Annotated in this window: 18 protein-coding genes; 6 read left to right on the plus strand and 12 right to left on the minus strand. The window is 70.6% G+C overall.

Translation table 11 applies throughout. The features are described 5' to 3' along the window. Positions 1-1707 carry a helicase-associated domain-containing protein gene (locus QNO21_RS10275; protein ID WP_257517857.1) on the plus strand — a complete coding sequence of 569 codons (1707 nt, stop codon included), beginning with the start codon at positions 1-3 and terminating at the stop codon, positions 1705-1707. A 1-nt stretch (position 1708) separates the two neighbouring features. On the opposite strand, the gene QNO21_RS10280 is transcribed toward QNO21_RS10275, so the two are convergent. Further along, complete coding sequence (locus tag QNO21_RS10280; RefSeq protein WP_257517858.1) at positions 1709-1999, minus strand: DivIVA domain-containing protein; 291 nt, start codon at positions 1997-1999, stop codon at positions 1709-1711. Between the two features lie 77 nt (positions 2000-2076). Here QNO21_RS10280 and QNO21_RS10285 point away from each other — a divergent pair, with 77 nt between their 5' ends. Continuing rightward, positions 2077-3750, plus strand: a complete 1674-nt coding sequence (locus QNO21_RS10285; protein ID WP_257517859.1) for a DNA repair helicase XPB — start codon at positions 2077-2079, stop codon at positions 3748-3750. Positions 3751-3998: 248 nt separating this feature from the next. On the opposite strand, the gene QNO21_RS10290 is transcribed toward QNO21_RS10285, so the two are convergent. The 6 genes from QNO21_RS10290 to QNO21_RS10315 form a co-directional block, all read right to left on the minus strand. Next, positions 3999-5726: an alpha-amylase family glycosyl hydrolase gene (locus tag QNO21_RS10290; RefSeq protein ID WP_257517860.1), complete on the minus strand. Its 1728-nt coding sequence runs from the start codon at positions 5724-5726 to the stop codon at positions 3999-4001. Beyond that, positions 5723-7003: a glycoside hydrolase family 36 protein gene (locus QNO21_RS10295; protein ID WP_257517861.1), complete on the minus strand. Its 1281-nt coding sequence runs from the start codon at positions 7001-7003 to the stop codon at positions 5723-5725. Before QNO21_RS10295 ends, QNO21_RS10290 begins: the two co-directional genes overlap by 4 nt. Then, entirely contained in the window at positions 7000-8052 is a 1053-nt protein-coding gene (locus tag QNO21_RS10300; RefSeq protein WP_257517862.1) for a zinc-dependent alcohol dehydrogenase, read from the minus strand. Before QNO21_RS10300 ends, QNO21_RS10295 begins: the two co-directional genes overlap by 4 nt. A 21-nt stretch (positions 8053-8073) precedes the next feature. Beyond that, on the minus strand, positions 8074-8979 hold the full coding sequence (locus QNO21_RS10305) for a carbohydrate ABC transporter permease (RefSeq protein ID WP_257517863.1): 906 nt from the start codon (positions 8977-8979) through the stop codon (positions 8074-8076). Continuing rightward, positions 8976-9863, minus strand: a complete 888-nt coding sequence (locus QNO21_RS10310) for a carbohydrate ABC transporter permease (protein WP_257517864.1) — start codon at positions 9861-9863, stop codon at positions 8976-8978. Before QNO21_RS10310 ends, QNO21_RS10305 begins: the two co-directional genes overlap by 4 nt. 140 nt (positions 9864-10003) lie before the next feature. Beyond that, complete coding sequence (locus QNO21_RS10315; protein WP_257517865.1) at positions 10004-11395, minus strand: ABC transporter substrate-binding protein; 1392 nt, start codon at positions 11393-11395, stop codon at positions 10004-10006. A 103-nt stretch (positions 11396-11498) separates the two neighbouring features. On the opposite strand from QNO21_RS10315, the gene QNO21_RS10320 reads away from it, so the two are divergent. From QNO21_RS10320 to QNO21_RS10335, 4 genes are all read left to right on the plus strand, one after another. Beyond that, positions 11499-12644 (plus strand): ROK family transcriptional regulator, encoded by a 1146-nt coding sequence (locus QNO21_RS10320; RefSeq protein WP_257517866.1) that lies wholly within the window; start codon positions 11499-11501, stop codon positions 12642-12644. Positions 12645-12918: 274 nt separating this feature from the next. Next, positions 12919-13611, plus strand: a complete 693-nt coding sequence (locus tag QNO21_RS10325; protein WP_257495566.1) for a response regulator transcription factor — start codon at positions 12919-12921, stop codon at positions 13609-13611. 40 nt (positions 13612-13651) lie between these two features. Next, positions 13652-15391: a sensor histidine kinase gene (locus tag QNO21_RS10330; RefSeq protein ID WP_285178391.1), complete on the plus strand. Its 1740-nt coding sequence runs from the start codon at positions 13652-13654 to the stop codon at positions 15389-15391. 122 nt (positions 15392-15513) lie between these two features. Continuing rightward, the gene (locus QNO21_RS10335; protein WP_257495563.1) at positions 15514-15801 is read left to right on the plus strand and encodes a WXG100 family type VII secretion target; all 288 of its coding nucleotides are present in this window, start codon (positions 15514-15516) and stop codon (positions 15799-15801) included. 68 nt (positions 15802-15869) lie between these two features. Here QNO21_RS10335 and groL read toward each other — a convergent pair whose 3' ends face one another. The 5 genes from groL to QNO21_RS10360 all read right to left on the minus strand — a co-directional run bounded on the left by groL (position 15870) and on the right by QNO21_RS10360 (position 19892). Then, positions 15870-17489, minus strand: a complete 1620-nt coding sequence (groL, locus tag QNO21_RS10340) for a chaperonin GroEL (RefSeq protein WP_257495562.1) — start codon at positions 17487-17489, stop codon at positions 15870-15872. A gap of 176 nt (positions 17490-17665) precedes the next feature. After that, on the minus strand, positions 17666-17866 hold the full coding sequence (locus QNO21_RS10345; protein WP_257495561.1) for a cold-shock protein: 201 nt from the start codon (positions 17864-17866) through the stop codon (positions 17666-17668). Between the two features lie 163 nt (positions 17867-18029). Continuing rightward, positions 18030-18602 carry a LytR C-terminal domain-containing protein gene (locus QNO21_RS10350; protein ID WP_257517868.1) on the minus strand — a complete coding sequence of 191 codons (573 nt, stop codon included), beginning with the start codon at positions 18600-18602 and terminating at the stop codon, positions 18030-18032. A gap of 9 nt (positions 18603-18611) precedes the next feature. Continuing rightward, positions 18612-18872 (minus strand): DUF3263 domain-containing protein, encoded by a 261-nt coding sequence (locus QNO21_RS10355; RefSeq protein ID WP_257517337.1) that lies wholly within the window; start codon positions 18870-18872, stop codon positions 18612-18614. Between the two features lie 9 nt (positions 18873-18881). Beyond that, a complete protein-coding gene (locus QNO21_RS10360) occupies positions 18882-19892 on the minus strand; it encodes a DUF2332 domain-containing protein (protein WP_257517869.1) in 1011 nt (336 codons plus the stop codon). Positions 19893-19957 lie beyond the last annotated feature (65 nt).

A 19957-nucleotide genomic window follows, 5' to 3' on the forward strand; every position in this document is an offset into this window, starting at 1 on the left:
GTGGCGCATTCGGCGGACTCCCGTGTTCTGGCGAGCTGGCTCGCCGGGCAGGACGATGCCGCGCTCACCGCGCTGCTGACCGAACGCGGCATCTCGCCGTCGGCGACGTGGGCGGACTTCTTCGACGCGGCCGAGGGTGTGCAGGATGCCGCGCCTCTCGCGCGTGCCCTCGCTGCGCTCCCCCGGCCCCTCGCCGAGGCGCTCGTCGCCGCGCAGGGCGGCACCGTGGCCGAACCGGCACGGTCGGCACTGATCTCCCGCGCCCTGGCCGCCCCCGACGGCACCGTCTACCGCGCCGTCGTGCAGGCGATCGCGGCCGCGCCTCCCGCCGCAACGCCCTCCGAGGCACCTCGACCCGATCCGGAGCCCGCCGACGCGGCCGCAGAACGGGCCTTCACCGCCGCCGCGACCCTCGCCGACATCCTGCAGCTCGCGCTGACCACGCCGCTCTCGCGCATCGGCTCGGGCGCGCTGGGCGCGACCGAGCGTCGACGGCTGATGGATGCCGGCATCGTCACCGATGCCGCCACCGCAGACGAACTCGTGGCCCTGTCGTCGGTGGCGGGCCTCACCGCCCCCACCGACAAGGAATGGTTCGTCACCGCCGACGGCCTGGAGTGGCTCCAGGCGGGGACGGTCGAACGCTGGGACCAGGTCGCACGCCGCCTGCGCGACGCGCTGCCGGCTGCCCTGCGCACCGACGACGGCGGCTGGTCGTCACCCGCCGAGTGGGCACAGGCGTATCCGTTCGACCCGACCTGGCCCGCGCGCGCCGAGCAGTGGCGCTCGCTGCTGCACCGGTGGGCCCTGATCGGCCCCGACGGCTCCAGTGCCCCCTGGGCTCGCGGACTCGCCGCCGGCGGCGACGCCGACCTCGATGCGCTCCGCAGCCTGCTGCCACCCGAAGTAGACCGCGTCTTCCTGCAGAACGACCTGACGGCCATCGCCCCGGGGCCGCTGGCGCCGCACCTCGACATGCGCCTGCGCACCATGGCGCTGCGCGAGTCCCGCGCGCAGGCCTCGAGCTACCGGTTCACGCCCGATTCCATCGGGGCGGCGATCACGGGCGGCGAAACGGCCGAGTCGCTGCGCGACTTTCTCACCGCGCTCTCGCTGACCGGCCTCCCCCAGCCCCTGGCATACGAGATCGAGCGCACCGCCGCACGGCACGGCCTGATCCGGGTCGTCGAGGACCCGGCATCCGGTGTCACGCTCGTGCGCAGCGACGACCGCGCCGTGCTCGACACGCTCGCCGTGGACCAGGCCCTGCGGTCTCTGGCCCTCATGCGGCACTCCGAAGGCCTGACATCGCGCTCCAACGCCGACGCAGTGTTCTGGGCGCTCGCCGACGCGCGCTACCCCGTGAGCATGGAGGACACCTCCGGCCACACCCGCACCGTGCTGCGTCACAAGCTGGCCGCTCCCCCGGCCCCGCCGACGGCGAGCCCGTACGAGCCGCTGATCGGGCGGCTGCGCGGGGCGCGGGAGTCCGACTCGGATGCCGCGTGGCTCGGTCGCGAGCTCGAACAGGCCGTGCGCGCCAAGGCGCTCATCACCGTCACGGTGCGCCTTCCCGACGGCAGCAGCCGCGACTTCACCCTCGAGGCCAGCGGCCTGGGCGGCGGACGCCTGCGCGGGCGCGACAAGGCGGCCGATGTCGAACGCACCCTGCCGGTGGCGAGCATCGAGGCGGTGCGCGCCCTCTGAGTCAGGGCACGCGCTGCTCGTGCTGGCGAAGTGCGTCGGCGACCCGGTCGAGGAACTCGCTGACGGCATCCATGTCGTAGCAGCCGGCCTTGCGCACGAACGTGCGGAACCCCTTCGTCACGACGTCCTCGCTGGTCAGGCGCGCAACGCGGCCCTCTTCGTGGGCACCGAGCGCCACTTCGCACTCCTGCAGGAAGTCGTCGACGTCGGGAGCGGCGAACCCCTCGACGCGGAACAGGCCGGTGCGCGTGCCCGCGGGGAAGCTGACGCGGCGGAGCTCGGAGCTGTGCATCCCGCGAGGGTAACGGACAGACGCGGGCGGCGGGCGGGCGACCTCACCCCGCCGCGCGCGGACTAGACTTGCACGTTATGGCTGACGGCCCTCTCATCGTGCAGAGCGACCGGACGGTGCTGCTGGAAGTAGCCCACCCGGACGCTGAGACCGCGCGCCACGAACTGGCGATCTTCGCCGAGCTCGAGCGCGCCCCCGAGCACATCCACACGTATCGCATCACCCGGCTGGGCCTGTGGAACGCGCGGGCCGCCGGCCACGACGCCGACGACATGCTCGCGACCCTCGAGCGCTGGTCACGGTTCCCGGTGCCGGCATCGGTGTCGATGGACCTGCGTGAGACGGTCAACCGCTACGGCCGCCTGGTCATCGAGCGCGCCGACGTCGAGGGCTTCGGCGAGGGCGTGCTCGTGCTGCGCTCGACCGACAACGCCGTGCTGTCCGAGGTCTCGCGCAACAAGCGCATCAGTCCGCTGCTCGTGGGCCGCCCCACCCCCGACACGTTCGTCGTCGATGCGTGGGCGCGCGGGCAGATCAAGCAGGAGCTGCTGAAGATCGGCTGGCCGGCCGAGGACCACGCCGGCTACACCCCCGGTACCCCGCACCCCATCGACCTCGCCGAGGACGGCTGGTCGCTGCGTCCGTACCAGCGCACCGCTGTCGACACCTTCCACGAGGGCGGGTCCGGCGTCGTGGTGCTCCCCTGCGGCGCAGGCAAGACGCTCGTGGGCGCGGCCGCGATGGCCCAGACGAAGACGACGACCCTGATCCTCGTGACCAACACCGTCAGCGCCCGGCAGTGGCGCGACGAGCTGCTCAAGCGCACGAGCCTCACGCCAGAGGAGATCGGCGAGTACTCCGGTCAGCTCAAGGAGATCAAGCCGGTCACCATCGCCACCTACCAGATCCTCACCGCCAAGCGCGGGGGCCAGTACGCCCACCTGTCGCTGCTGGACGCCCTCGACTGGGGTCTCATCGTCTATGACGAGGTGCACCTGCTGCCGGCGCCGGTGTTCAAGCTCACCGCCGACCTGCAGGCCCGACGCAGGCTCGGTCTCACGGCGACGCTCGTGCGCGAGGACGGCCGCGAGGGAGACGTCTTCAGCCTCATCGGGCCCAAGCGGTTCGATGCACCGTGGAAGGAGATCGAGGCCCAGGGCTTCATCTCCCCCGCCATCTGCTACGAAGTGCGCGTGGACCTGCCCGTCGACGAGCGGCTGGAGTACGCGGCATCCGCCGACGAAGACCGCTACCGCATCGCCGCGACGGCGCCGGTCAAGATCGATGTCGTGCGCGACCTCGTGGCCCGCCACGAGGGCGAGCAGATCCTGGTGATCGGGCAGTACCTCGACCAGATCGATGAACTGGCCGAGGCGCTCGGGGCGCCGAAGATCACCGGCGCCGTGCCCGTCGACGAGCGCGAGCAGCTGTACCAGCAGTTCCGGGTCGGCGAGGTGCCGGTGCTGGTGGTGTCGAAGGTCGCGAACTTCTCGATCGACCTCCCCGAGGCATCCGTCGCCATCCAGGTGTCGGGATCGTTCGGTTCCCGCCAGGAAGAGGCCCAGCGCCTCGGCCGGCTGCTGCGGCCGAAGACCAACGGGCACACCGCGAGCTTCTACACGCTCATCGCCCGCGACACCGTCGACCAGGACTTCGCGCAGAACCGGCAGCGGTTCCTCGCCGAGCAGGGGTACTCGTACACGATCCTGGATGCCGAGCAGGTCTCGGGCCGGGCGGCGTTGGGCGCCTGACGCGGGCTGCGGGGCCCCGCGGCGCCCCTGCGCCGCGCGGGCGCCGCGCCGGGCGCCGGCTGGCTCCCGTTGCCGGAATGAGGAGATCCGCCCGGATGCGGTCCCTCGGGCCGCAGGCATCCGCATTCCGGCAGATCCCCTCATTCGGGCCGGCGGCACCGCCCACGGCGCCCACCCACCCGCGAGATCCCCTGTCGGAATTCAGCCTCACGAGCAGACCGCGGCCGGATCCGGCGGCGTCCGGCTCCTCAGCCTGAGTTCCGACGCGCGGTGGCGCCCGCCGGCGGCTCGGCCACGAGCCACGCGTACCCATGCGGGCCCAGCCGCAGGCCCTCGTGTCGGATGCCGGTGAGCACGTCCGTCCCGGAGACCGACGGCAGCTGCACCTCGTCGCCGCTGACGTTGGCGACCGCCAGCACCTCGTCGGCGGTCCCCGCTGCCCGGCGGATCCCCACCACCCGATCGTCGAGGGACGCCGCGACCTGCGACGCGAAAGGTGACAGCCCCGGTAATGCCCGCCTCGCGGCGAGGAGCCGCCGCAGCCCCGCCAGCATGCCCGCGCGCCGCGGGGACGACCGCAACTCGTCCCGCAGCCGGTCGGCATCCAGCACCTCCCGATTGATGCGGCGCGCGATGTCGGACTGCGCCAGGCCGGTCTCGTCCTGTCCCGACCCCAGCAGCGAGTGGTAGTAGATGGCCGGCACTCCCACCAGCGACAGCAGGATGGCATGCGCCGCCAAGCCGCGTGCCACCGCGTCGCCGTCGGGATCGACGCTGTCGGGCGCGACCAGCGCATCGAGGTAGTTGGTGTTCAGCTCATACACGCCGCTGCTGCCGTCAGGGCGACGCGCCATCGACACCCGTCCGCCGCGAGCGAGCGTGCGCTCCACCAGCAGCGCCCGGTCATCGTCGCTGAGCAGCCCCTCGGTGGGCCGCAGGCCGATCCCGTCATGGCTGGCGAGAAAGGTGAACCAGGTCGCGGTCGGACTGACCGGCTCGATCCCCGCGGCCCACTGCGTCAGCGCCGTCGCCCGCCCCGTGACGAACGCATGCAGCACGAGCGGGGGAAGGGCGAACTGGTACACCATGTGCGCCTCATCCGACCCGTCGCCGAAGTAGCGGATGTTGTCGGCGTGGGGCACGTTCGTTTCGGTCAGCAGCAGGGTGCCCGGCGCCAGCACATCCACGAGCACCCGCCAGATCCGGATGACGGTGTGGGTCTGAGGCAGGTGGATGCCGGTGGATCCCGACTCCTTCCAGAGGAACCCGATCGCATCCAGGCGCACCGTGGACGCCCCGTGAGCGAGGTATCCGAGCAGCACGTCGGTCAGCTCCAGGAGCACCGCCGGCGTCCGGGGGTCGAGGTCGATCTGATCGGGTCCGAACGTCGTCCACGCACGCGCCACTGTGCCGTCGGGCCGGTCGTACTCGTGCACCAGCGGTGTCGTCCGCGGACGTACCACGCGGGAGGTGTCGAACTCGGGACCCGGCTCGAGGAAGTAACCCGCGAACCGCGGATCACGCGCGAGCCAGCCGCGGAACCAGGGGCTCGCACTGGAGACATGGTTGGCGACGAAGTCCAGCGCGAGGGCATGATCGGACCGCAGGTCTGCGACATCGTCCCAGGAACCCAGGTCGGGGTTCACCTCACGGTGGTCGACCACGCCGAACCCGTCGTCCGATGTCCAGGGATAGATCGGAAGCAGATGCACGTCGGTGATGGCGTCGCCGACATGCTCCCGCAGGACGGTGGCGAGCGTGCGCAGCGGCGGTTCCCCGGGCCTGCGGAAGGCGTCCCCGTAGGTGATCAGGTACGCGGTTCCCTGATCGGGCCGAGCTCGGGGCGCCGATGGCAGCACGGGCGCCCAACGCTCGGCGAGCGCGAGCAGTCCGGACAGCACCTCGGATGCCTGATCCGGGTAGAGCCGCGTCACCAGCGGTGTGAGCCTCGCCCGCAGGGTTTGCCTGTCGATCATGCCGGTGTCCCCTGCAGCAGCTGCCGGACGAGTTGGATGCCGCGCTGGTCGAGCTCCTCGATGCGGTCGGAGAAGCCGCGCAGTCCTGGGGCGGCGAACACCTCACGCGCCCACTCCTCCCGGAGCGCGAACTGCGGGCGTGCTACCAGGCAGTCGGGGTCGGTCGTCCACAGTCGCCCGTGCTGCCACGCCCTCGCCCGCAGCGACGTACGACCGCGAAGACCCTGGGACCCGTCTTCGCCGCCCTCGTGGAACGTGTCGGGCGAGATGCGCATCGCATCGACCAGCCCTACGCTCGGCAGCACCGGCGCGCCGCAGCCGAGAAGGTACGTCCCTTCCCCCATCACCTCTCTGATGAGCCGCAGGCCGCGCCGGTAGGCCGAGATCGCGGAGGCATCGCGGTCGTGCCTGGGCCCCGGCACCGCGCCGCCGTAGAGGAAATCGAGCTTGAGGTAGTCGACCCCGGTGTCCCGCACGCAGGTGAACACCCCCGCGAGGTGATCGATGACGCCGGGGTGGGTGGGGTCCAGCCCGAAGAGGTCGTCGCCCCAGTTGCGGCCGGCAGGGCCGGTGAGCCAATCCGGATGCCGGCGGGCCAGATCCGAGGAGGCACCCACCGTGAACGGCGCGAGCCACAGACCGGCACGGCGGCCGCTCTGACGGATCGCGTCGACGGTGGCGCCGAGCGCTCCGAACGCGGGCTTGGGGGTCGTCCACTCCCCCGTGCCGAGGCTCCACCCGTCGTCGATCTGGATGACGTCGACCGGCAGCCGCAGCGCGTCGATCGCGCGGAGGTTCTCGCTGACGTCGGCGGCCGTCACCGCTTCGAAATACCGGTACCAGGTGCACCAGACCCGAGGCACCACCGCGGTCGTCCGCGCGCCGGCCGCCGTCCCGATCCGTTCGCCCACCGCGGCCAGCGCAGCCCCGGCGTCGGCCCCGACCTCCCCGCACCACACCGGCCCTGTCGCGTCGACGACGACGTGGTCGTCGCGCCATTCGGCGCGGATCGACGGCACCGCCGCGGTGGCATCCACCGCGCAGTACACGCGTACCGCGGAACCGTCCCGCGGATCGACCACCAGCAATCCCTCACCCTGTACGCCGTGCGCGGCGACGGGCACGCCGGGGCGGAAGCGCATGAGGTGCTCCCACGTCTCCGCCGGCCGCGGCACGGCGTCTTCCCGCCGATACCAACCGGTGGGACTCCAGCTCTGCCAGCCCTCCGCGTACACCTGCGCCCGCGACGACACCGGCACCTCGTCGACGACGGTCACTTCTGTCCCGCCTGCCCGAACCGCAGCACCGCCTGCAGCATGCCGCGCTCCCCGCTGTCCAGCCGCTGGAACGTCGCCGCGATGTCCTCGGCGTCCACGACATCGGTCACGAGCGCGCCGGCGTCGATGGCCCCGGCGCAGATCAGCCGCATGACGGTCTGTACGAGGCGCGTGGGACTCCAGCGGCCGACCAGGCCTGCGGGCACGCCGGAGATCTGGCTTGCGACGATGCGGACCCGGTTGTGGTGGAACTCCTCACCGAGCCGCAGTTGCGGCGCACCGCCCTGGTAGAACCCGACTGCCGCCACGAGACCGTCGGGCACGACCGACCGAACCGCCTCGTGCAGGGCCCGATCCGAGCCCGACAGCTCGATCGCGCTGTCGACGCCCCCGTCGGATGCCGCTCTGACAGCTGCGCCGGCACCGCCTTGCTCCGTGGCGTCGACGGTCACGTCTGCACCGAAATCCCGGGCGACCGCCAGCCGCTCCGGCAGGGTGTCCACGGCCACGACGCGCGCGCCCGACAGCACCGTCAGCCGCGTCGCCAGGAGCCCGATCACGCCCTGCCCGAAGATCGCGACCTGCTCCCCGAGCCGCACCTCAGCGGCGAGCACGGCGTTCAGCGCGATCGCCGCGACCCGCGCGAACGTGCCGAGGATCGGATCGGCATCCGCCGGCATCACCCGCCAGTCGAGGGCGGATGCCGGCAGCACCGCGTCGCTGCGGTGTCCCCAGATGCCGTGGACGATGTCACCCTCGCGCAGCGACGTCACGTCCGGCGCGACCTCGCAGACCCGCCCCACTTCGGAGTACCCCCAGCCCTGCACCGGATACCCGAAGCTCGGCTCGCCGGGGACGAACAACCGCCGCTGCGCATCCCACGTCGAGGTGAGATACGGGTTCGTCCCGCGATACGCGGTGAGCTCGGTTCCGGCCGAGATGCCGGAGTACAGGGTCTGCACCCGCACGTCTCCGGGCCCGAGAGGCATGGCATCCGTCTCGACGAGCTCGACCACGCCCGGGGCGGTGAACTGCACGATCTGGGGCACAGCGGCATCCGCGCCGAGGCGCTACCCCTTCTCCGCGCCGGCGGTGAGACCGCCGACGAGCAGCCGCTCCGAGGCGAAGAACAGCACGATGATCGGCAGCGTCAGGATCACCGACCCCGCCATCAGCACGGTTGTAGGCACCTCGATGCTGCCGGACAGCTGCGAGAGCCCGAGCGACACCGTCCAGGAATCACGCCGCTCGACGAGGAACAGCAAGGCGAAGAGGAACTCGTTCCACGCGATCATGAAGATGAACAGGCCGTTGGAAACGATCGCCGGCATCGCGAGGGGCAGGCTGACGCGGCGCATGATCTGCAGCCGACTGCAGCCGTCGATCGCCGCGGCCTCTTCCAGTGAGACCGGGATCGTCGCGAAGTAGTTGCGCAGGGTGTAGATCGAGACGGCGACGACCTGAGACACGTACACGATGAGCAGTCCCACGAGCGAGCCGCGCAGACCGATCTGCGTGAAGAACACGAACAGCGGAACGGCGAGCAGGATGCTGGGGAAGAAGTACACCGCGAGGAACAATCCCGAGACCTGGCGCCGGCCGAAGAACTCCAGACGGCTGATGGCGTAGGCCCCCGGGATGGCCACGAGCAGAGTCAGGCCCACCGTGCCGAGCGCCACGAGAAGCGAGTTGCGCATGAACACGACGAACCCCTGTCCCCCATCGGCGACGGGGGCGAGGACCTCGAAGTACGTGCCGAGGTTGAACTCGTCGACGGAGATCCACAGGGCGCCGGGATTCTGCAGCAGTGAGTCCAGCGACCGGAAGCTCAGCAGCACCATGTAGTAGAACGGCACCACGGCAGCGAGCAGGAGTACCACGATGACGATCGGGCGCAGGATGCCGAACAGCACGATCTCGAAGCGATCGCGGTTGAACCCGGGCGATGCGCTGCGTCTGCCGACCGCCGTGGTCATGCCTGCTCCTCCTGCCGGCCGAAGAGCTTCAGGTACAGCCCGACCAGCACCGCGAGGATGGCGGCGAGCAGCAGCGCCTGTGCGGCGGCGGCGCCGATGTCCCCTCGCGCCGTCAGGTAGTCGAAGACGCGCACCGACACCACTTCGGTGCCGGCACCGCCACCGGTGAGCAGGTAGATGTCATCGAAGTTGTTGAAGGTCCAGATGAACCGCAGCACGCACAACACGGCGATCGTCGGCAGCAGCTGCGGGAGCAGGATGTGCCGGAAGCGCTGCGTGGGGGTCGCGCCGTCGATGCGGGCGGCCTCGTCGAGCACCTCCGGAACGGCCTGGAGCCTCGCGGTGAGGAAGAGGAAGGCGAAGGGGAAGGACCGCCACGCCTCGAAGCAGATGACGGTGATGAGCGCGACAGGCAGGTCCACCTGCCACCCGAAGATCGACACCGGCAGGGCGCGGTCGGAGAGGAACGCGACCGGTTCGGCCCAGCCGAGCACGGTCGTTCCGAACCAGTTGACGATGCCGTACTGCGGATTGAGCGCGGTCGACCAGACGAAGGTGGCCGCCACGACTGGAGCGACATAGGGCAGCAGCAGCGACGCCCGGATGAAGCCGCGTCCCCGGAAGGGCGAGCGCAGCGCGAGCGCGGCGACGAGCCCGATGCCGACGGCCAGGGCCGTGCCGCACACCGAATACACCAGGGTCGTCCACAACGCGCCGAGGAATCCGGGGGACGTCAGAACGTTGGCGAAGTTCTCCAGGGTGTATTCGCCGAAGAACCCGGTGCCACGGATGTTGATCAGCCGCACGTCCTGAAAGGCCAGGGCGACGGCCCACAGAATGGGCAGCACGACCGCGACGGTCACGATGATGAGCGTCGGGGACATCAGCAGCAGACCGGCGCGATTCTCCTCCGCGCTCCGCCTCGACCGGCGTCCCCGGCGCGCGCGGGAGGCTCCACCCGGCGTCGGCGGCGCCGGTGGGCGCGGAGCCGCGCCGACGAGCCCCGGCCCCCCGGCCACCTGGGTCACTGGATCGACTCCGCGACGGCGCGCACCGCCTCTGCGGCGTTCGCTGCGGCTGTGGCCGGGTCGTCGCCCTGCGCCACCTGGCTGACCGCTTCGGCGACGGGCAGTTCGCCCTGCAGCGCGCCCAGCAGGGTGCCCTGACCCTGGGTGATGCCCCAGCGTGCGAGGTCCTCCGGGCCGGCGGCGACGGCTTCGAGCACCTCCGGTGCGTAGAAATCCGACAGCGGCGCCTTCGTGTCGACCCCCGCAGGCAGCGTGCTCCAGAGGTCTGCGTACAGGGTCGGCTCGTCGGATGTCCCGGTGCGCACCGGCACTTTGCCCTCCGGCGCGATGGCGATCCACGGTTCGTAGCCGTCGCTCATCATGTACTCGATGAATGTCTGGGCCCCTTCGGTGTCCGCCCCCTCGGTCACGGTCCACGACGTGATCTCTCCGAATTGCGCGGGCGCATCGGCATCGGGGCCAGCGATCGCGGTCACGACCCCGGTGTTGGCCGCCAGGAACGCCGGATCGTCGACGCACTCCGGGCACGACGGCTTGGCATCCTCTCGCAGCCCTGCAAGCTCGTCCAGCACGAAGCTCGACCAGATGAACATGGCGGCATCCCCGGCGAAGTAGGTCGCGCGGGTGGTGTCGACATCCTGCGCACCCGGCACCGAGTAGTTCGTGACCAGGTCGCCGTAGAAGTCGAATGCCGCCACACAGGCATCCGAATCGAGCTGGGTCTCGCCCTCGTCATCGACGAGTTCGCAGCCGTTGCCGAGTGCGATGTGCTCGAAGGTCTGCTCGGTGAACGCGTCGCCGGGCGCCGTCGCACCGACGAAGCCGGCCACCTCGTCGCTGTCCAGGGCCGCCGCCGCCTCCAGGATGGCGTCATACGAGTCGGGCGCATCGAGTCCCGCCGCGTCGAACAGATCGGTGCGGTAGTAGAGCATCTGCGTCCAGGACTCGCTCGGCACGGCGAGCGCCATGTCGCCGTCGGCCGTGAGCTCGAGAGCCTTCTCGGAGAAGGTCGACGGGCCGAGGGCGTCGATGACGGCAGCGACGGCGTCGGTGTCGATCAGCTCGTTAGCCGAGAGCGTCCGCACCTGCGGCAGCGAAATGCCGCCGATGACGTCGGGCAGATCGCCCGCCGCGGCTGCGGAGGTGATCAGCTGGCTGAACTGGTCTTCGGCGACCGACACCATCTCCACCTCGATGCCACTGTCCGCCGTGAACGCGTCGACGATCTCCTGGGTGGCGGCGACCCGATCGGGCAGGTCCTCCTGCACCCAGAACGTCAGCGCGCCGCCGCCGTCGCCCCCGCCGTCGTCACTGCCGGCGGTGCACCCACCGAGCAGGATCACGGCGCAGGCCGCCGATATCGTGACTGCTGTGGCACGAGTCTTCATCGCGCGCCTCCTTGCGCTGGATGTTGCCGGTGGCGCCAGGCGCCGTAATGCCTAGAAACTAGGCGTGTAATGTCTAGCTGTCAAGCATAAGTAGGGAGACTCCATGCCGGGACCCGGTGACATCCTCGAGTTGGTGCGCAGCGGTCGCGCCGTCACCCGCGGGGAAATCCTCGAGGTGACAGGCTTGTCGCGGATGACGGTGTCGGCGCGCGTCGACGCCCTGCGGGACGCCGACCTCGTCATCGAGAATGGGACTGATCGCGTCACCGGCGGCCGACCATCGCGACGCCTGGAGTTCAACACGTCGCGCGCCTCGCTCGTGATCGCGACGGTCGACACGACCCACACCACCGTCGCCCTCACTGATCTCGCCGGTCGCGTGACCGCCGAGGAACGCGTAGAGGTCGCCGTCGCCGATGGCCCCGATCGCACCCTCAACGCCATCGTCGACAGTGCCCGCGGCATCCTGGACGCGAACGGGCGCGCGGAGCGGCTCGGCGGTGTGGGCATCTGCATCCCGGGACCGGTCGATCCCGACAGCGGGCGCCCCAGCCAGCCCCCCATCATGCCGGGGTGGGACGCCTACCCGGTCGGCGACCACCTGCGTGACGCACTGGGCGCGCCGGTGCTCGTCGCCAACGACGCGGATGCTGCGGGCCTCGGCGAACAGCGCAGCGCCCACCCTGCTTCCCGCTCGCTGTGCTTCATCAAGGTGTCCTCCGGCATCGGCACCGGCATCATCCTCGACGGCCAGGTCTACCGCGGCGCCGACGGCGGGGCGGGCGACATCGGTCATGTGAAGCTCGCCGGCCACGACGACGACGCGTGCCAGTGCGGAGCGCACGGCTGTCTCGCGGCCGTGGCATCCGGTCGCGCCGTCGCCCGCAAGCTCAGCGCGCTCGGCAAGCCCGCGACCTCCGGCTCGGATGTCGGCGCGTACCTCGCCGCCGGCGATGCCGACGCCGCGCGGCTCACCCAGGCTGCCGGCAGGGTGATCGGCGAGGTGGTCGCGACGGTGGTCACGTTGCTGAACCCGGCCGAGGTCGTACTGGGCGGCATGCTCGCATCGGCGCCGCTGCTGGCCGGCGTGCGGGAGACCCTCTACCCCCGCTCGCTCCCGCGGGCGACACGGCACCTGGCCATCAGCCAATCCACCCTCGGCGAGCGCGCCGCGATCGTGGGGCTCGCGACCCTCGTGGTCGAGCGGGAGTACTCCGCCGGCGCCGTGAACGCCGCGCTGGGCGCATAGCCCCGCCCGCGACCGCGCGTCCGCGCGGCGCCCTGGCACCGACGACCCCCGTTGCCGTAACGAGGAGATCCGCCCAGATGCGGTCCCTTGGGCCGCAAGGATCCGCATTCCGGCAGATCCCCTCATCCGGGCCGGCGCCGAGGCCTGCGGCGGCCGCTGGCCCTTGGTCGGGCCCGGCGCGGCTTGCTCCGCAGACACCCGGTCGCCATACCGCATGACGGGCGCTCCGACCGATGTCCAGACAGCGCATGGGTTCCGTGGCCATAATGAGGGCATGACCGCGCCTCGCATCCTTGTCGTCGACGATGAGCCGAACATCCGCGACCTGCTCATCACGAGCCTGCGCTTCGCAGGTTTCCAGGTGCGTGCCGTGTCAAACGGCGCGCAGACCATCTCGGCCGTCCTCGAAGAGGAACCCGACCTGATCGTGCTCGACGTCATGCTGCCGGACATGAACGGCTTCAGCGTCACAAAGCGTCTGCGCGGCGCCGGCTACACCGCGCCCATCCTCTTCCTCACCGCGAAGGACGAGACCGAGGACAAGATCACCGGCCTCAACGCCGGCGGCGACGACTACGTCACCAAGCCGTTCAGCCTCGACGAGATCGTCGCGCGCATCCAGGCGATCCTGCGCCGTACGATGCAGGCCGACGAGGAGTCGATCATCCGCGCAGGCGAGCTGACGATGGACCAGGACACCCACGACGTGCTCGTCGGCGACGTGTCGATCGACCTCTCCCCCACCGAGTTCAAGCTGCTGCGCTACCTCATGCTCAACCCCAACCGGGTGCTCAGCAAGGCGCAGATCCTCGACCACGTGTGGGAGTACGACTTCAACGGCGACGCCGGCATCGTGGAGAGCTACATCTCCTACCTGCGGCGCAAGATCGATCCGCACTCGTCCGAGCCCCTCATCCAGACCAAGCGGGGCTTCGGCTACATGCTGAAGGCGGGCAAGTCCGCGTGACCTCGTGGCACTAGCCGCACACGCAGGCAGGACCGACGCGTTGACCGACTGGTGGCGCGGCGTCAGCCTGCGCGCGAAGGTCACCGGGGTCACCGTCGCGGTGCTGGCGATCGGACTCGTCGCCGCGGGTGTGGGCACGCTCGGGTTCCTCCGCAACACCCTGGCGACCAACCTCGACTCCCAGGTGCAGCAGCTGGCCGAGACCGATGCCGTCAGCAGCGTCTTCACCGGCACGGTCACCGAGGACGGTGACGACTTCGCGGTGAAGTCGGATGCCACGGCGTACTTCGTCGCCGTGTATGGTCCCGACGGCCGCTTCATCACCAGCGGCGGCGGCAACGACGAACCCCCGCCGATCTTCCCCGAGACCTTCACCCTCGCCCAGGCGACGATCTACGGCACCGGAACGGTGTTCGATCTGCGCAACAGCCAGGGCGGAGCCAGCTACCGGGCGGCGGTGGGGGTCGAAGACACCCCGGTGGGCATCTTCTACACGCAGCTGGTCGCCCTGCCGACCGCTCCCAACGAGCGCTTCCTGGCCGCGTTCCTCGGCATCTACAGCTTCTTGGCGCTCATCACCGTGATCGCCAGCGCGTTTCTCGTGCGGTGGATCGTCACCCTCACCTTCCGCAGCCTCGGTCAGGTCGAAGCGACGGCCGACGCCATCGCCGCGGGTGATTTCAGCCTGCGCATGACCGACATCGAACCGGCCACGACCGAGGTGGGCCGACTGAAGACGGCGATCAACGCGATGCTCGGACGCATCGACGGCGCCCTGTCCGAACGGGATGCCACGGTGCGCCAGATGCGCCGCTTCATCGGCGACGCCAGCCACGAGCTGCGGACGCCGCTGGTCACAGTCCGCGGCTACGCCGAGCTCTACCGCATGGGCGCCATCTCGGGCGAGGAGCAGGTCGCCCAGTCGATGGATCGCATCGAGAAGGAGGCGATCCGCATGGGGGTGCTCGTCGAGGACCTTCTTGCCCTCGCCCGACTCGACGAGCGCCGCGGCGTGACCCTGGCCCCGGTGGACCTGCGCCCCATCGCGCGCGACGCCGCCCTCGACGCCCGCGCCGCGGCGCCGCAGCGCGCCGTGACGGCGTCGGACACCACGGCCGCGCCAGGCCCGGGGCCGCATCCCGCGCCGGACTCCCCCGCGGAGCACGCCGATACCCACACCGGGCGCAAGCGCGCCCCGCACGCTCCCGCGGCAGGCCTCGCCGGCGCGACCCTGTCGCTGCTGCGTCGCCGGCCGAAGCAGCCCGCTCCGACTCCGGAGGCGCAGGCGAGCGCGCGGGTGTCGGAGCCGGCCGCGACCACTCCGCTCGCGCCCATCGTGCTCGGTGACGAGAACGGCATCCGGCAGGTGGTCGCGAACCTGCTGGGCAACGCGCGCCGGTACAGTCCCGAGGACTCGCCGATCGAGCTGACCGTCGGCGTGGACCGCGAGGCGCGCACGGGGTGGATCGCCGTGAGCGACCACGGCGAGGGCGTGCCGCCGCAGATCCGCGACAAGATCTTCCAGCGGTTCTGGCGGGCCGACACGTCTCGCACGCGCGAGACCGGCGGGTCGGGTCTGGGCCTGTCGATCGTCGCGGCGATCGTCGAGTCGCTGCACGGCACGATCGAGGTCGGCGACACCCCCGGCGGCGGAGCGACGTTCCGGGTGGCGTTCCCCCTGGCCTCCAACTCCCCCACGCCCGCCGAGCACCTCGCGATCGAGACGCAGCCCATGCCGAAGGTCGCACCCGCCCCCGGCCGAGCGACCGCCGAGAACTGAGAGCTCACCTCCCCCTCCCCAGCGCACCACTCGCGGGATCCATCCCGATACGGATGCGGGAGCGGCCAGCCCGAGACGCGCGCGCCCTAACGTGGCGCGCAACGCTCGTGAAGGGAGCACCCATGGCCGTCTTCTCCGTCGACAGCGACGCCGTCCTCACCGCCACCGCCGCCGTGCGCGGCACCGCCGACCGCCTGGCCGGCGAAACCTCAGCCATGCTGGCGCAGCTGACCGCGCTGCAGTCCTCATGGACCGGCAGCGCCGCCCTCGGCTTCCAGTCGGTCATCGATCGCTGGCGCGCCACTCAGCGCGAGGTCGAGACCTCGCTCGCCGACATCAGCGCCGCCCTCGCCACCGCCGGGCAGCAGTATGCGCAGACCGAGGCGGCCACGGCGGGACTGTTCCGGTAACCCCCGCCGGAAACGGCGAAGGGCCCCTCCGCGAGGAGGGGCCCTTCGTTCATCGGGTTCTGATCAGATCAGAAGTCCATGCCACCCGTGGGGTCGCCGGCCGGAGCCGAGTTCTTCTCGGGCTTGTCGGCGACGACGGCCTCGGTCGTGAGGAACAGACCGGCGATGGATGCCGCGTTCTGCAGAGCCGAGCGGGTCACCTTGGCCGGGTCGATGATGCCCTGTGCGAACAGGTCACCGTACTCGCCGGTCGCGGCGTTCAGGCCGTGGCCGAGCGGCAGCTCGGCGACCTTGTTCGCCACGACGCCGGGCTCCATGCCCGCGTTGAGGGCGATCTGCTTGAGCGGCGCCTGGATCGCGACGCGAACGATGTTCGCACCGGTCGCCTCGTCACCGGTCAGCTCGAGGGCGTCGAGCGCCTTCTTGCCGGCCTGGATGAGCGCGACGCCACCACCGGCGACGACGCCCTCTTCGACGGCGGCCTTCGCGTTGCGAACGGCGTCCTCGATGCGGTGCTTGCGCTCCTTCAGCTCGACCTCGGTCGCCGCACCCGCCTTGATGACGGCAACGCCGCCGGCGAGCTTGGCGAGACGCTCCTGGAGCTTCTCGCGGTCGTAGTCGCTGTCGGTGTTCTCGATCTCGCGACGGATCTGGGTCACGCGACCCTCGATCTGAGCCGAGTCGCCCGCACCCTCGACGATGGTCGTCTCGTCCTTGGTGATGATGACCTTGCGCGCACGGCCGAGCAGGTCGGTCGTGGCGTTCTCGAGCTTGAGGCCCACCTCTTCGGTGATGACCTGGCCGCCGGTGAGGATCGCGATGTCCTGCAGCTGCGCCTTGCGACGGTCGCCGAAGCCCGGAGCCTTGACGGCAACCGACTTGAAGATGCCGCGGATCTTGTTGAGCACCAGCGTCGCGAGAGCTTCGCCCTCGACGTCCTCGGCGATGATGAGGAGCTCCTTGCCCTCCTGGATCACCTTGTCGACGATGGGCAGAAGGTCCTTGATGTTCGAGATCTTCTGGTTCGCGATGAGGATGTACGGGTCCTCGAAGACCGCTTCCTGGCGCTCCGGGTCCGTGACGAAGTACGGGTTGATGTAACCCTTGTCGAAGCGCATGCCCTCGGTGAGCTCGAGCTCGGTGCCGAAGGTGTTGGACTCCTCAACGGTGACCACGCCCTCCTTGCCGACCTTGTCGATCGCCTCGGCGATGAGCTCGCCGATGGAGGCGTCAGCGGCCGAGATCGACGCGGTGGCAGCGATCTGCTCCTTGGACTCGACCTCCTTGGCCGACGACAGCAGCTCGGCGGTGATGGCCTCGACAGCCTTCTCGATGCCGCGCTTGAGCGAGATCGGGTCGGCGCCGGCAGCGACGTTGCGCAGGCCTTCGCGAACGAGCGCCTGAGCCAGAACGGTAGCGGTGGTGGTGCCGTCACCGGCGACGTCGTCGGTCTTCTTGGCGACCTCCTTCACCAGCTCCGCGCCGATCTTCTCGAACGGGTCGTCCAGCTCGATCTCCTTGGCGATCGAGACGCCGTCGTTCGTGATGGTGGGGGCGCCCCACTTCTTTTCGAGCACGACGTTGCGACCGCGCGGGCCGAGCGTCACCTTGACGGCGTCGGCGAGGATGTTCAGGCCGCGCTCGAGGCCGCGTCGAGCCTCTTCGTCGAAAGCGATGATCTTTGCCATGTGTGTGTTCGTCCCTCCCGGACGTCGGAATGTCTTTAGCACTCAACAGGAGTGAGTGCTAAGCCATTCTGGCACTCGCCCCTGGGGAGTGCAAGCCACGCCGGGCGCGCCGACACACATCGACACGTGGTTCGGTGGATGCCGTCGCGGTCGCGCCGCCGGCATCCACCGCTCGCTCAGAGCGGGCGCACGGCCTCCGCCTGTGGGCCCTTCTGGCCGGTGCCGAGGGTGAACTCCACCTGCTGGCCCTCTTCCAGCACGCGGAACCCGCTCATCTCGATGCTCGAGTAATGGACGAAGACGTCCTCGCCGTCGGCTTGGGTGATGAACCCGAAGCCCTTTTCGGCGTTGAACCATTTGACGGTGCCCTGTGCCATGCGGATCTCCTGTTGCTGGTGGAACGACGAAAGCGTATCCAGCAGGATTCACCCGTCCACCCTGATCAGCGGACTTTTGACGCAGGCGCATCGAAGTCTTCACACGCGCGAAACACGGCGCCCCAACAGGGGCGGACAACGGGCGTGAGCGGGCGCGCGCAGCCTACGGCGTGGGCGTGGACTCTCCGGCTGCGACGCGATCCAGGCCCAGCACGACCGCCAGCTGCCGCGAGTCCGGGGCGTCGACGGGCTGGTACACGTCGCTCTGCACCACCTCTGCACCGCCGATCACCTCGGCGAGGGCGAGCGCCGCCGGCTCGTCCGACGGGAGGGGGTAGTACACGGTCGTCGTGGGGAAATCCTCGGATCCGGCATCACCGGCGATCACGAGGTCCGCCGACCATCCCGCGGCGATGATGTCGTCTCGCGTACGGGCGGCAAGGCCCGTCTCTGGTGTGGCGTTGAGCACCAGCACGTCATAGGTCGTGTCGAGCTCGGGTGCCACCACCGTGGGCGCGGCCACCGTCGGCTCGGGTGCGGGAGACAGCGTCACTCGCCCGGTGAGAACGAGGGTGGCGAAGATTCCCGCGGCGACGAGCACCACCGTGGCGAGCGCAGCCCACAGCAGCACGACCCAGCCCCGCATGTGCGGATTCTCGGCCCGGTGCGCGCCGGTGCGGCCGCTGCCGGCCGGAAGCTGGTCGAAGCGATCCTTCGGGTAGGTCGTTCTGGCCACCCTGGAATGCTACCTGGCCACGCGCGGGCTCATCGCGACGCGGGCTCGCCGCGCCTGCTCGCGGGCATCGCGGATGCGGCGCAGACGCGACACCAGCATGGGGTCGTACTCCAGTGCCTCGGTGGTGTCGAGCAGCCGCCCCAGCAGCTGGTAGTACCGCGCCGGCGACAGACCCAGATGGGTGTGGATCGCCTCTTCTTTGCGCGGCCCGTGACGTGACCAGTTCGCCTCGAAGTCGAGAATCGCGCGGTCGCGAGGAGTCAGGGGCACCCCTCCACGCTAACGCGGCGGCGCGGCATCGCCCGCGCGCCACTCCAGCCACCCGCCGAGCGGGTCGGCCGCGGCGACCACCTCGCCGTCGAGAGCCACGGCGAAGCCGCCCGGCCACTCGGCGACGTCGATCGGGGCCGTCCATCCCTCGTGCAGGGCGGGGGCGTCGATGGTCACCCATCGCCCCGCGGCGCGGGCCGCGGCGATCGTCGCGTGACGCACCGGCCAGGGCATGAGCGCGAGCACGCCGGGAGTGGTGACGACGAGCGTGGCATCGGGCGGTGCAAGGGCGGCGACCTGCGCGATCTGCTCCGCCCCGTCTCCGGCGACCAGCAGGGGCGGGTCGGATGCCGCGATGCGCAGCGCCCGACGCACGCGCTCGGCGCGGCCGGTCTCCCCCGGCCACACCAGACCGGTGAGCCAGCGCTCGGTGTCGGGGTCGCGCGGGTCGAGGGGCTCCAGATCGATTCCGGCACGCCACACGATCTCGGGGAGCGCCAGCGGCGGCATCCGGTCACCCCGCAGTTCGCTCGTGAGCGTCACCGGTGATGGCCCGTCGGCGGGCTCGAGCACCACCTCGTCACCGTCGGCCCGCTGGTACCGGTAGCCGTACCGATCGGGGTACAGGCAGAGCCCCGCGCTGGCGCCCACCTCCAGCAGCGCGATCGGGCCGGGCACCAGGGCGAGGGCCGGCAGCAGCGCCGCGCACCGCAGCGGCTCATTGGTCTGCACGCTCCGCCGGTCGCACTCGGCGATCACGGCGTCGGCGTGGGCGCGGGTCCACGCGGCCCAGGTCGCGTACCCCGCTTCGGGCGCTCCGAGCATTCGCGTGACGGCGAAGACGAGCGGCGGCTGGCGCCGGGCAGGCGCGATGCGTGCGAGCAGCTGCTGCATGTCGGGGTCGCCGGCGACCCCGGCGGCCCACTCCCGGTACACCTCGGACCGGCCGGGCGCCTCGTCGCGCGCGAACCGCGCGTAGCGTTCGCGCGCCGTGGACGCGGCATCCGCAGTACTCGTCATCTCTTCATTCTGCGCGAGCGGAACACTCCCGCCCTGCGTCGGGTTGAATGAAGTGACGAAGGAGA

This window comes from Microbacterium sp. zg-Y818 (genome assembly GCF_030246905.1).
In the GTDB taxonomy this organism is placed as follows: Bacteria; Actinomycetota; Actinomycetes; order Actinomycetales; family Microbacteriaceae; genus Microbacterium.